Genomic DNA, 13,673 nt, shown 5'->3' with positions numbered 1-13,673 from the left:
CTGGGTGAGCAAAGCGTTTTCCATTATGAGCATGATTAAAGAGTTTCCACCAAAAGAATTAGGCTGCTGGCAGAATCTTTCTTCTAACGACAAAGAAGAATGGCTTCAGAAGGCTTGTGATAGGTTCTTTCATGATGAATCGTATGTAATTCAAAGTGAGGCGAATAGAACTATTGAGATTGATGGTAAGCTTATTCGTGATCCGCTTGATTTCTTTTGTCTATTTGGGGAGGCAGTAAATGGGCCAGGAGGGTATTTTGGTAAATGTCCTCATAGCTTTGACGATTGCCTATTTGAGAAATTTGGCCTTGAGTTTCCAAGCACCATCATATGGGAAAATTATTCTGCAACAAAAAAAATTCTTCCAAACTTCTGTAAAGATATAGTAGATGCTATGAGAACTGTTCATGACCGACAGTCGTGGTATGACGGTGATAAACAAGCAATACAGCTAGTAATTAAGGACAATGGCTAATCGGGTAAGAGCTGGCAACTAACCCACTTCTTGATCATTCACTCCACCAAAATAGCCGATAACCCTGCTTACCGGCTATTTTCAGGCTGGATTATTTTCACTAAGGGACGGATGGATCAAAATTCATTATCCTAACGGATAAGTTAAATGAACCGCCCTGTGCGGTCCCGCATGCAGGGCGGTGTGGGGAGAGCTGGGTAGATACCAGCTCTTACCCGATTAGCCCTTCAATCCTTGATAAAACTTCTTCAATTTTTAGCTCAAGTGCCTTTGCCGCAATCATAATCTCAGATCTTGAGCTTTCATCCTCTATGCTAATGTAATCCTTAGATTTTCCGCTCTCTTTTTTGAATGGAGTGGCGGTAAATCCAAAGAAAACAGGAAATACATCTAGCGACTCAAAAATCTTTTCATACACGCCAACGTCACTTTCAGTTGCGGCTCTATGAGCCTCATCTACCAAAATTATGCTATAGGAAGAGCTTGCATCATTGCTCTCTAGAGCTTTTTTTACCTCTATAAAGCTATCTAGATAGGTTTTGTTCAAAACGTTTTCAATATAGCGACTATCCTTCGAAATAAGGTCATACAAAAGTTCATAATTTACGGATTTACCTAACGTAATCCAGTTTATTTTAAGATCTCTGATTATCGCCCTTTGAGCTGCACTTGAATAGAATTCATCTATATTTTCTCTAATCTCTGGCCACCTCTGTCCTTCAATATTGCTTTTTATCTTTCTATACTCGTATTCTAGAATTCTTTTTGAAGGGGATGCTTTATGGAGCAATCCTTTAAAAAAGGAAAATCCTAACCACAAAGGGGAAAAGTAATTCATAAACGACTGCCTAATTAGGCTCGGAAGTGTATTTTTAATAATACTTATTGTTCCCATAGTGCCTTTCCCGCTTTCATGAAGCTGCGCAAGAGATGGATCGCAAAAAGACAAATGTCGATAATGAGAATAAAATATTCGACACCAATCAGCGCATAAACAATAGGACCATCGACCACACCCTCTAGGCTCTTTATCCAAAGATTAAAATAAATAGCAGGTAAAGCTATCAGCACGAATATTATAGTTCCTATTGTTATATGCACTACAAACTCATATAGAGGGAACCACCATTTATCCTTGTATCTTTCGGTCACTTTTCGTCCTTCCTCCTCTTCGGGCTAACTATTAATAAACGTCACTCTGACACAATATATTACGTCACTTTAGGATACTTAACCGTCGCTATTTTTTGGCTGCGATTTCAACTTATGTTTCTACTGATGTACATCTGGTAGGCTGAATATAGAAAAGGCAAGTACTGCATATACTCGCCTCAATGAAAACGATGCGTTATAGAGGTTTTTCGTGTGTACTATACAATTAGCATGTTAAGCTTTTTTTTACTTTTGCAATCGTTGTTCTTGAGCACTTAACCGTCCGTATGATTTGACTATAAGATAACCCCTTGGTTAAAAGTCGCTCAATGTTTTCTTGCAGCTCTTTATCTTGTGGCCGTCCCTTGTATTTACCCTCAAGCTTCGCTCTCTGTACCCCCTGTGATTGCCTCCGCTGCCTGTCTTCATAGTCCTTACGAGCTACTGCAGCTAACATATCAAGCATCATGCCGTTGAGCGCTGACAACATCCGCTCTGTAAACTCGTCGGAGCTATTCATAAATTGGTGGCTAGTGGGTAGATCAAGAGAAACTACTTTAATCCCCTTGCTTGTGATGGTCTGTTTCAACTGTTGCCAATCTTCAGAATTTAGGCGGCTGATACGGTCTACTTGCTCTACTAATAAAATATCTCCTGGCTGGGCAATCTCGATAAGCCTAAATAGCTCTGGCCTTTTGAGACTTGCCCCTGATTCATGCTCAATAAACCAGTAAGCGACAGCTAAGTTGTTTCTAGCAGCAAACTCTTCTAGCTCATTTTTTGCACGACTAGCGTCTTGCTCATTAGTTGATGCTCTTAAGTAGCCATAAACACGCATACAATCCTCAAATAGTCCATTATACATTGGTACACATATAGTGGTCCATTATACATAGTATTTTGCTATTTAGTGTACTGGCTTATGGGTAGTCCATTTTAGGTATACCCTAAGTGTACTGGCAATTTAATCAGAGTCGTCACTTTTATTTGATTATTTTTATTGGATATTTTTGCAGACACTTGCTCCAATTATTTTCTGTATTTATAGTTTGCACCTTATGATGAAACTTTGATCATAGTTTTAAAGAAATAGTTTATGAACACAAAAAAATACCTAGACTACGATAACGCAGTGTTTTGCGTTAAAGTTATGCTTATTGATAGTTAAAGAGACAAGATAAACGTGAAAATCGAAATTGAACAAATAGCTAGAAATGAAAGTATGAATTATTCCTATCTAGCACTAGCTATAACTGATTCGTTTTCTATTACTTGGTTATGTAGCCATTTTCGAATCGTTTCAATGAAACCATGTAAAGAAATTAATGCTCTGGATTTTCTCATCTGGGTTCTACTTCGAGATCCAACTAATCCGCAATTTGAGCTTAGGGATTGGTTGCCCAACTGTGAGCTTAAAGATGTGGAAGCTCAGGAAATTATTACATATATCGAGCACGCTAAAAGTGACTTAATTGAAGGGAAGTCAGAGCCAGGTAGTGAAATAGGTGATGTTGATTTTCCTCTTTCAGGTGTAGTAACGAACAATCTAAAATGGGCTTTTTCTTTGAAGGGTAAACAAAAACCATGTAACAAACATAGTGCTGGACCAACATATATTCATATTTGGAAAAATGGTGATAACTTATATTACCTAGAAATACATAATGAATCTTAATGATATGTGTCCATTCGGCAATCGTGCGTGACTCGACCCAGCCCTTGCTGTTAGACTTTTCCTGTATCGATAGGCGTCAGGTTGATACTTTTATTAAATGTTTGTACCACTTTAAACATGAGAACACTAATATAAGGTGAACTATTAATAAAGCTATACTAGAAGCTTGCCACCTTGATAAATATAAAAGTATTAACTGTTGAATAATAATTATTGATGTAGAACTAATGTATGCCCATTTCATATGTTTGAAAAACCCAAACATAGAAATAATCCAACCTGATAAAAGAAACACCATGACGTAGAAATACCAGACCCCGACCTGCTCGGTATACAACCCTCTACTTATGAATGCCATATATAGTACGCCAATAGCTATTAAACCTGTGGCAATGGAATATATGCTAGAAACAGCCTTAAGAATCATGATTTCCTTTTACATTTCACTATTATTAAGTGGATACGTCGCTACGATTATCAAATTCACTCCTCAGCTATTTGTATATATCAGATTCACTTTTGGAATCCAAATTTTCAAAGTTACCAGTCTTTTCGTGTCCCCTCGGTGAGTATGCATGACCAAAAATAAATAGCTACACACTGTTGCCGAGGAGACACAATGATATATGTTTTCCAACAAACAACTCCTCAAAAGCTGACAGTACTACTTTCTGGTTAAAAAACAATCATTTTATGACTAGTCCACTATAGGTGTACCCTAAATGAACTAGCTAAAGAAACTCGGTTGTGTTACAAATATTTAATTAATTCAAAAATAACTTTCATTAACTAGACCTTTTTCACCTGCCATCACACCTGAACAACGTATAACGATAATAAATCATAAGACCAGTGCAAATGGTGAGTGGGTAGTGAAATCAGTGGAGCACAGTATAGGGGCAGGCTTTGCAGAGACCAGGGTGGAGCTGGTTGTACCGAAAAAATAATAGTAAATAGAGGTTACACAGAATGAAAAGGTAAGGCGAGGTTTTATCATATATCCCCGCCTACATTTGACTAAGCGTTACCGCTAAATCCTTTGTTCTGTTAGCTGTTCAAGCTTTCTCAAATCTGCAAAGTCATTCGCTTGTGACGCTTGCCATAGACTATAACTCTGCTGCAGGTTCAACCAAAACTCAGGCGTTCCATTAAGCACTTTAGAAAGCCTAATAGCCATCTCAGGGCTTATGCTGCTTTTGCCATCTACTAGACGGCTAAGAGTGGATGGATTAACACCAAGTTGTTTTGCTAGGTTGTTAATGCTGATGTTTAACTCATCCAGATAGCTTTCTTTGATAATCTCACCAGGGTGCGGGGGATTATGCATCATTCATTGCAATCCTCGCTAAAAAGATCACTCATAATTATTAAGGTTCAGACTTAGATCTTAGGATCTCTAAAGCCTTGTTTGCATCACCTCGGCTGGCTCTGGCAGAGAACCGAATAAAAGCATCCCGTTCTGTAAGAGCAATAGTAACAAGCTCATCAAGCATTTTGTTTACACTAACATCTTGCTCTTTTGCCATTTGGGCAAGCTTATCCCGTTTTTCGTCAGTGGTGCGATAAGTTATTGTCGCCATAATACACCTCTAAAAATTGGTCGGGCGTAACAGAACGAAAACCAAATCTTAAATCACCCGAGTTTAAATCTTTTATATTTTGGCTAACGATAAATTCAGCATTACTTGCAACAGCCAAATCGATTAGATGGTTATCTCCCTCATCTCTAAGATTAGGACGCCATAAGTAATTAATCCTAGTCCAATCACAAACACTAAGAAAACCATCAAGCATTTGCTCAATCTCATCAGGTGAGTACTTTGCACGCTCCAAAATAAAGGGACGTGACAAAACATCCTCATACTCACAAAACAAGGCGCAACCTATTTGAGGTTCTAGTTTGCTCATAAGGCAAAGCTCAAATATTCTGTAGCTGGCACTACTTCTACTAGGGCTTAGAAAGACATTAACCAAAATGTTCGTATCAATGATAACTTTCATAGCAAAAATGATAGCATATGAGACAGCATAATGCTATCTCATGTGATAGCACAAGATAGCAATAGACAAACCTTTTGAGGTCAAGGTACACCTTAGTTTCATAAGGTATACACCTCATCAATTGGTGCTACAAAAACAGTTATGGACGCACGAAGAAGAAAACAAAAAACTTTGTCTTAAAACTAATAACTAAGATTGTTTTTTGATCAGAAAAAGAAAAGCCCAGACTCAAAGAGACTGGGCTACAAATGAAACAATTTTCGCTTGATTTTTATGGTAGGTAAATCGTACAAACTTTAACCAAAAAATTAAGAGACAAAAGTCTCAAAATTTATAGGCCTTTAGACTCAAAACTCATCAAAATCCGTTCTATTAGCCCAACTCATGTCATCCATATCTGGATTATGACTACTTTTAGCTTGCTGTTCTTGGTGTTTAAGGATGCCTAAAAAGTAAGCAGCTGGATCATTAACTTTTCCAACTTGTTTGGCTTTGGTGTAACTTAAAAAAGCTTGGCTAGCAGCAACGGCATCAAGACGGGAAGCTAGCAAAATCACAATATCTTCAGGAAGCTCAGGCACCGCACTAGTAAGCATAACCGCGACAGCTTCGTCGTAGTCTTCAGGTAAAACTTGGGGGTCTACAGCTTTTTCATCTTCAACAGCTTCAAATTTAGCATTGTGCCTAATCGTAAAATTAATACTATTAACACTCCGACCTTTCCTTGCAGGCTCATAGTCAAAAGCCAAGTCTGTTTTTTCTGATAATTCAGCCTGAGTTTTGTCTAATATATTCCGTCGAAATTCTGTGAAACGCTTATATCTACCTTCCTCAACACCAATAAACCCACGTAATTGATCAAGATTAATTTTTCTAAAGGCTATTGTCTGGCCTTCTTTTACCGCTTTTAGCGTTAAAAACTGCCTTAAAAGCTCATACAAGCGAATTGAGTATACAGACTGCAGATTTATAACTTGCTTTAGGTGATAGGTGGTAAAACTGTTTTTTACTTGAAGTAAGTAAGGTTTGAGTTCTGGAGAAAACGAAAACTCAACTAAGCCTCTAGAAGGTGAGTAACGAGCATGAGAAAACCAATTTGCCATCAAAAAACCGTCTGGCTCTTCTGGTTCCCGTATCTGTATAAGGCTAGACATTAACCTTTTACATATCTCCTCAATCTCTCTTGGTTTTTTAGAAAGTCGGCTTTGATTATTTTTACGATAGAGGTTTTGCCTATCAATGTTTGTGAGCTTCTCAAGCTCACTGAGGGTTATATTGTACTTTTTAAAGTCTTCATCATCTGGGGATAGCTGACTAATTACGGCAAGTATGACCTTTTGATCACGCAAGGTTAGCTTTGTCGTCGTTTCAATAAAGACAGCTTCAACGAGCTGATTTGCTTTCGTAATCCTCAGCTTATCAATTTCAGTACTATCGGAGACCATAACCACCTCAAGTGTTAGGAAACAACACACATTAAAGTGTAAAGATAAACATTATATTACACTTTTACCCCTAAAGCGGCTAAAATATTCACAAACCACATAATAAAGTGTAATCAAAGTGGATTTACACCACTTTATATGTGTCAAAGGCTACACCTCAACACAAAAAAGTGTAGTTCAACATCAATATTTACACTTTATTGTGTTAATTCCTACACCTTTCCTGTAATCACAAAAAAATATCTGGTTAAATTTCATGCAGTTATAGAGAGGGAAAAACGTGTGTCAATCACTACACCTTTTTGTGTTGATTACTACACCTTACTAGTGTTGATCACTACACCTCTTTGTGTTGATCACTACACCTCTTTGTGTCAATCACTACACCTTTTTGTGTTGATTACTACACTTTTTTGTGTTGATTACTACACCCTAAATGGCTACAGATACCGTTATTAATGGCTTACATAGAATCTGAAAACAAGACAAACAAGAGAAACAAGTAAAAACAAGATAAAAACAAGTATTAAAACAAGACAAACAAAAATCAGGTTTGTGAGCTGGAATATCGATGTTAAAATAATCAAAGTTTTAAAAAGTAGTAAACATACCTAAAACGACGTATGAGCTAATTTAAGAAACTTTAAGTTATACCCGCTACCCTTGCTTAGGCATCCATCACTAAAGCCCGTCACAAGCATTACAATGCGAAATACGACGTAATTTGTATGACCTTTTGCTATATACTCTAGTTGACTTATAACTATGTTGAGGACTTTAAAGTATTAGTTCGTATAGAAACTAAAGGCGGGAGAAGTAGCTACATGGTCCTATGGTATTGGTGCAAATGAAGATCGATGGTACATAAGGTACTACAGGGGTTGAGTTGTGTACATTTTTGAAGTGATTCTATTTGGCTTTATTTGCCTAGGTGCATTTAATCTTTATGGTTGGTTTTTAGGAAGGTCTCTATTTTGGAAAGGTTTGAGTAACAAGTATTCTTGTACAACCTCTGAGTTTCGTGGTCTTCCAAAGGCATCGAACATGAATGGTAGGTTTGTTTTTAGTGTAGATGACTCTTGGGATAGTAACGACTATATTGATGTCAAAATAACGGATGAATACATTTATCTGGGTGTCGACTTTCCATTATCGTTTACGGTTAAAGCCCTTAAAATACCAAGGGCTCAATGTGTTCAAGAGGGTACTAAAACATACTATTTTAAAAAAAGGGATGTAGTTTCTTTGCCTAGCGATGACTCTATTAAAAGAAAGGTTGCTTTAATTCCATGACTGAAAAGCTATTAGATTTATTTAATTATTGCAGGTCTAAAGCGAAAGAGGTTATAAGTTAAAGACTGTCTTTATTATTGCGAAATTTGGGTAAAAAATCTCATTATGACAGTCAGAACATGAAAATAAAATGACGTAATATATTAAGTTACTATGTCATATAACCTACCCCTCAAAAAAATCCTCAAATAGTGAGCATCAGCTAAAATTAATTAGAGTGTTATACGTCAATGAGACGTAATGTTTTACGTCAGAGTGACGTTCATTAATAGTTAGAAAACAAGCATGTCACAAAGTACTGAGCTTAGATTGCAAGCTGCAATCAGCATATGCACAAAGGTCATTGAATCTATTGGAGGAGATGAGTGGCAAGATCTTGTGCTGGATTTGATAAAAATAAATGAGTTACTTACATGCAAGCAGTTTGAAAATGCAATAGAAATAATTCGCGGCCTCCCTCGGGGAGCCTTGTCAGGAGTATATAATAAGGATACTGATTGGATGGATACTTTAACTGAAGACGATCTTTCTGAAAACTTACATATGGATGCATGCTATGTGTTAGCGTTAGAGGCACTACATGATTTGCGTGTTCACTTGTTATACGGAGCAGAACGAAAAATTGTCGATATCAGTGATAATGCAATATTGCAAAAAAAATCGGAACTCGAGTTGAATGCCAAAACGGCTTTCTAACAAATCGTGCAAAACTGACAATTTTAAGCATTGCTTGAAAAGCAGCAACGCTCAAAATCGCAGTTTCACTCTGCGTTATGTCTTAGGAATATCTAAATACAATGGGAAGTAACAATCGGAATAAGCCTTGTTGGTGCGGTTCGGGAATGAAATACAAGAAATGTCACCTGCTTCGTGAGCAACAGGCGCCTCTCACTCGCGGTGATCTGGAAGCTCATTCAAAGAATCAGAAATCAAAAAAAGTATGCAGTGTTAAGAATCTATTTGCTGAAGACTGCTCTGGCAAGATTATTAATGCGCACACGATTTCCAAAAGCGGATCATTGAAAGAGATCTCTGAAAATGGACATGTCATCGGCTCCAAGCCTAGTCTGTCCAGTCTGATTAAAAGCGATGGAATCTTATCTCTTGAAAAAGTAGGAATAAATAAAGCTTCAACATTTACTGGTTTTTGCTCTGTGCATGATAAAAAGATATTTTCTCCCTTGGAAGATGAAGCTATAACATTAAACGACAAGCAATTATTTTTACTTGCATATCGAGGGTTCTGTCGAGAGTTATTCCACAAAGAGCAGAATAAGGAAACCGCCAGACTTATGAAGGAATCTGATAGAGGCCAAGATCAAATGTTCCAGGCTATGATTCAAGGTTGTGCTGGCACATTTGACTGCGGTGTCGATCTGGCTTTGCGAGACCTTGGGTATATAAAGAAAGAAATGGATTCCATTTTATTGAGCGAAGACTATTCAAAAGTAAATCATTGTGTTTTTGAGCTAAATTCTCCTCCGAAGATTTTGGTTAGTGCAATGATTACTCCGGAGATGGATTTTCAAGGAAATGAGCTTCAAAGGCTTGGGCTGCAAGACGAAATTTATGAGTACATATTTTTTAATTGCATAAGTTACGAAAACAAGGGCTGTTTTGTTTTTTCGTGGCTTTCAAGCAATGAACAGTACTGTAATAAATTTATCGAGTCTCTTCTAAAGCTAGATAATCCTCAAGTGGCAGATGCACTTGTTCGCTTTTGTTATTCTTTCAGTGAAAACACATGGGCCTCTCCTTCTTGGTGGGATTCACTTTCTGAAGAAGGCAAAGCTTCAATTGGCAGAAGATTAATGCATGGCACTCCCAAAGAAATTCATCCACCAGATTGCCTAGTTGATGATGGATATAAATACAATGCATTGAATATCGGTAAAAGAGAACTTAGGGTGCATGAGAAGACATAATCGGGTAAGAGCTGGTATTTCCCCAGCTCTCCCCACACCACCCTGCATGCGGGACCGCACAGGGCGGTTCATTTAACTTATCCGTTAGGATAATGAATTTTGATCCATCCGTCCCTTAGTGAAAATAGCCGATTCGCAGGGTTATCGGCTATTTTTTTGGTTTTCTAAAATGGCTGCTCATTAATTAACCATGACTGTCGTGCAATAAGCCTCCTTATTTTTAATTTTTTTTGTATCAAATGATCCATCGCACTTGAATGTGAGCAGTTACTCATTATAATGCCCAAAATTTGCTCAATTATACCGATACTGCCGTCACAAGAAGTACATAATGAATCGTTTTCACATCACGCTTGCCTGCCTGATTTTATTTATTTTTCAGGTTTTTCTTTCCCCTTTCGCGTTAGCCAATACAGCAGATGCTGTGGGCTCAATACCAGGTGCTTTTTCCATCGGTACCGATGGCGCGGCTAATTACCGTATTCCCTTAGAATTACCGCCAGGGATTAATGGTTTAACGCCGGATTTAGCCTTGGAATACGATAGCCAAAAAGGCAATGGATTATTAGGTATTGGTTGGCGTTTAACCGGTTTTCCATCGATCACACGCTGCCAAACCACACTCGAACAAGACGGTTTTATTGATGGCGTTGATTTTGATGATAATGATAAATATTGTCTGAATGGACAGCGCTTAGTCGCCATAAATGGTTCCTATGGTGCCAGTGGTACGGAATATCGCACTGAACATGACCATTATAAAAAAATTATTTCCTATGGAACAGCAGGCCATGGTCCCGCCTATTTTCAGGTATGGTATAAAGACGGTAATTTTATTGAGTTAGGCAGTACGGAAGATGCGCAAGTAGAAGCGCAAAGTAAACCCAATGAAGTTTTTCGTTGGGATATCAGTAAAATTCAAGATCGGTTTGGCAATACAGTTACTTTTCATTATTCAGAGCAAACCGATTCCGGTGAACATTATCCGGTCGCTATTCGTTATGCAAATACCGCAATTAATTTTACGTTAGAAGAGCGTCCCGATCCTATTTTAACGTATATTTCGGGCGTTAAGCACCTGATTAAACAACGCATAAAAACCATTACGATCGCGCAGGACAATGATCAACGCCGTTATGTTTTAAATTATGGTACAGCAGGACGTCCCCTAAAAAGTTTATTGGAATCGATTCAATACTGTACCGATCAGTGTTTTCCTGCCACACAATTTTCTTGGCAACGCAATGAAAATACTGCATCGAGTTTTAATTCGGCCAGTTTATTACGTCTCAGTGGTAAGCCTTATGAAAAAGATAATACCAAATTAAAAGGCGATTTTAATGGTGACGGTTTAATTGATTTAGCGTGGGCCTATTCAGGTCCGCAAGGATTAGATATTTCAACCGCCTTAGCGAAAGGGGATGGTACTTTTTTATCCGCACAGTTACAGCGTGTCAGTGGTACCCCCTATGAAAAAGATAATACCGCACAGACTGGGGATTTTAATGGTGATGGCTTAACCGATATTGCCTGGATGTATTCCAGCGAACATGGTCTCGATGTCTCAGTCGCGTTAAGCAACGGCGATGGTACATTTCAACAGGCTCAATTACGTAAGCTCACCAGTACGTCCTATGAAAAAGAGAATACTAAATTAACAGGCGATTTTAATGGCGATGGCAGGACGGATTTCGCTTGGATGTATTCCGGTCCCCAAGGGTTAGATGTCACGGTTGCGTTGAGTAACGGCGATGGGACTTTTAGTGCGCCCCGCCTGAAACGTGTCAGAGCTCAAGGGTATGAAAAAGATAATACCGCATTGACCGGGGATTTTAATGGGGATGGTTTAACGGATATTGCCTGGATGTATTCCAGCGCTCATGGACTGGATATTACGACAGCCACCGCCTTAGGTAACGGTGATTTTGCCCCTGCGATTTTTAAACGGGTCAGTACGGTAGGTTATGAAAAAGATAATACCAAGTTAACGGGGGATTTTAACGGTGATGGTCTGACGGACCTGGCCTGGGCCTATGCTGGGCCATTAGGGCTGGATGTGTCAGTGGCCTTAGCCAAAGGGGATGGTTCTTTTACCCAGGCGGTGGTGAAGCGACTCAATAATGCGCGTTATGAGCATGATAATACGGCCTTAACCGGCGATTTTAATGGCGATGGTATGACCGACCTGGCCTGGGTTTATTCCAGTCAGGCGGGGCTGGATGTAACTGTTGCGCTGGGTGTGGGGGATGGTACTTTTTTACCCGCTACCTTAAAGCGACTCAGCGGCTTAGCCTATGAAAAAGATAATGCCAAGCTGACGGGTGACTTTAATGGCGATGGCTTAATGGATTTGGCCTGGCTTTATTCTGGTCCCTCAGGTCTCGATGAAACCGTCGCTCTTTCTTTAGAGAAAAAGCCCCTGGTCAGCCAAATCACCAATGGCTTAGGACAGACCACAACGCTGACGTATCAACCCATCACCCAAAAAACGATTTTCACTAAAAGCACAAATAGCCAATACCCGGTGATTGATAAGCCACCCGTTGTCTATGTGGTGGCACAAGCCGCACAAGCCAATGGGATCGGAGGGTATCTCACCACACGCTATCATTACCAAGGCTTTAAGCGTCATCAACGTGGTTTAGGGGCTTTGGGCTTTGCCAAAATTACCAGCACACAACTGGAAACCGGCATCAAAACCACTGACCATTACCTGCAGGATGTGGCCAACCGTAAAATCGGTTTACTCAGTCGTTCGCAAACCTGGTCAGCGACCGGTGTTTTATTAAAAGACACCCAGCAAGCCTGGCAGGTGAATACGTTGGATGATGGGGGCATTAAACGTTTTCAAACCCACTTAGTATCACGTGAAACCCAACAAAAGTCCCTGCAAGATGAATGGCTATCCACGCTAACGGAAACCTTTAAATATGACGACTGGGGTAATACCACAGAAGCCAAACAAATCATTAAGGATGCGTTAGGTCAGCAGACAAGCACAACAACGAATACCTACCTAAATGATGAAAGCAATTGGCTCATCGGTTTAACGACACAAACGCAAGCCACCAATGTGGGTGTATCCGGTGATAGCCAAACCCGCACCACACAATTTAGTTATGATGCCTCGACCGGTGCCTTAGCCCAGCGTATTCAGGAACCAGGTCAAGGCGATTATGTCCTGACCACGGATTTTAAATACGACAGCTTCGGTAACTTAATCGAAGAGCAAACCCAAGGTGCCAAGGTTGCTACACGCAAACAGACGTATACCTATGATGCCCAAGGTCGTTTTTTAACCTCGACCACCAATGCGCTAGGGCATATGACAGCACAAACCCTTCATCCATTCTGGGGCGTGCCTGTTATCGTGATGGATGCCAATGGCCTGGTCACCAGCTATGGCTATGATGCCTTTGGTCGGCTGACCACACAAAAAGCACCCGATAACAGCCAAACCTTCGTGACTCGCGGCTGGTGTGATGCCAGCACAGAATGTCCCGCAGGCGCCGTGTATTGGGTGAAAACCCAAGCCCAGGGCAGTGCACCTACCACCGTGTATGTGGATCAACTGGAGCGCACGATTCGCACCGAAACCCTGGCCTTAACGGGAGAAACCCAATACCAGGATACCGTGTATAACGCATTGGGTCAGGTGGTGAAAACCTCGTTGCCTTATTTTAAAGGTGATGAGGTGTATTGGACCA

At 39.7% G+C, this 13,673-nt stretch carries 13 protein-coding genes; 6 read left to right on the top strand and 7 right to left on the bottom strand.

Features of this window, described 5'->3' with window-relative positions:
- The first annotated feature begins 25 nt into the window (after positions 1-25).
- Positions 26-475: a barstar family protein gene (locus ACQ96U_RS25300; RefSeq protein ID WP_431724063.1), complete on the top strand. Its 450-nt coding sequence runs from the start codon at positions 26-28 to the stop codon at positions 473-475.
- Positions 476-686: 211 nt separating this feature from the next.
- Here ACQ96U_RS25300 and ACQ96U_RS25295 read toward each other — a convergent pair whose 3' ends face one another.
- The 3 genes from ACQ96U_RS25295 to ACQ96U_RS25285 all read right to left on the bottom strand — a co-directional run bounded on the left by ACQ96U_RS25295 (position 687) and on the right by ACQ96U_RS25285 (position 2,492).
- The gene (locus tag ACQ96U_RS25295) at positions 687-1,370 is read right to left on the bottom strand and encodes a DEAD/DEAH box helicase family protein (protein ID WP_431724062.1); all 684 of its coding nucleotides are present in this window, start codon (positions 1,368-1,370) and stop codon (positions 687-689) included.
- Positions 1,358-1,627 (bottom strand): hypothetical protein, encoded by a 270-nt coding sequence (locus ACQ96U_RS25290; protein ID WP_431724061.1) that lies wholly within the window; start codon positions 1,625-1,627, stop codon positions 1,358-1,360. Before ACQ96U_RS25290 ends, ACQ96U_RS25295 begins: the two co-directional genes overlap by 13 nt.
- 226 nt (positions 1,628-1,853) lie before the next feature.
- Positions 1,854-2,492: a recombinase family protein gene (locus ACQ96U_RS25285; RefSeq protein WP_431724060.1), complete on the bottom strand. Its 639-nt coding sequence runs from the start codon at positions 2,490-2,492 to the stop codon at positions 1,854-1,856.
- Positions 2,493-2,810: 318 nt separating this feature from the next.
- Between ACQ96U_RS25285 and ACQ96U_RS25280 the strand changes: the two genes are divergently transcribed.
- The gene (locus ACQ96U_RS25280) at positions 2,811-3,302 is read left to right on the top strand and encodes a hypothetical protein (protein ID WP_431724059.1); all 492 of its coding nucleotides are present in this window, start codon (positions 2,811-2,813) and stop codon (positions 3,300-3,302) included.
- A gap of 1,030 nt (positions 3,303-4,332) precedes the next feature.
- Here the strand turns inward: ACQ96U_RS25280 and ACQ96U_RS25275 are convergent.
- From ACQ96U_RS25275 to ACQ96U_RS25260, 4 genes are all read right to left on the bottom strand, one after another.
- Positions 4,333-4,632, bottom strand: coding sequence for a HigA family addiction module antitoxin (locus ACQ96U_RS25275; RefSeq protein ID WP_431724058.1), 300 nt, complete (start codon positions 4,630-4,632; stop codon positions 4,333-4,335).
- Positions 4,633-4,669: 37 nt separating this feature from the next.
- Positions 4,670-4,882 carry a hypothetical protein gene (locus ACQ96U_RS25270; protein WP_431724057.1) on the bottom strand — a complete coding sequence of 71 codons (213 nt, stop codon included), beginning with the start codon at positions 4,880-4,882 and terminating at the stop codon, positions 4,670-4,672.
- Positions 4,854-5,303, bottom strand: coding sequence for a putative toxin-antitoxin system toxin component, PIN family (locus ACQ96U_RS25265; protein ID WP_431724056.1), 450 nt, complete (start codon positions 5,301-5,303; stop codon positions 4,854-4,856). The genes ACQ96U_RS25270 and ACQ96U_RS25265 overlap by 29 nt, the downstream gene beginning before the upstream one ends.
- A 347-nt stretch (positions 5,304-5,650) precedes the next feature.
- On the bottom strand, positions 5,651-6,748 hold the full coding sequence (locus ACQ96U_RS25260; RefSeq protein WP_431724055.1) for a replication initiation protein: 1,098 nt from the start codon (positions 6,746-6,748) through the stop codon (positions 5,651-5,653).
- Between the two features lie 1,044 nt (positions 6,749-7,792).
- Here ACQ96U_RS25260 and ACQ96U_RS25255 point away from each other — a divergent pair.
- From ACQ96U_RS25255 to ACQ96U_RS25240, 4 genes are all read left to right on the top strand, one after another.
- A complete protein-coding gene (locus ACQ96U_RS25255) occupies positions 7,793-8,041 on the top strand; it encodes a hypothetical protein (RefSeq protein WP_431724054.1) in 249 nt (82 codons plus the stop codon).
- 285 nt (positions 8,042-8,326) lie between these two features.
- Positions 8,327-8,737 (top strand): hypothetical protein, encoded by a 411-nt coding sequence (locus ACQ96U_RS25250; protein ID WP_431724053.1) that lies wholly within the window; start codon positions 8,327-8,329, stop codon positions 8,735-8,737.
- A 101-nt stretch (positions 8,738-8,838) separates the two neighbouring features.
- A complete protein-coding gene (locus ACQ96U_RS25245) occupies positions 8,839-9,966 on the top strand; it encodes an SEC-C domain-containing protein (RefSeq protein ID WP_431724052.1) in 1,128 nt (375 codons plus the stop codon).
- A 331-nt stretch (positions 9,967-10,297) separates the two neighbouring features.
- Positions 10,298-13,673, top strand: a 3,376-nt coding sequence (locus ACQ96U_RS25240) for an FG-GAP-like repeat-containing protein (protein ID WP_431724051.1), incomplete at its 3' end; no start/stop codon positions are given.

This window comes from Zooshikella sp. RANM57 (assembly GCF_050749885.1).
GTDB lineage: Bacteria > Pseudomonadota > Gammaproteobacteria > Pseudomonadales > Zooshikellaceae > Zooshikella.
This window is presented reverse-complemented; position numbering and strand designations above follow the sequence as displayed.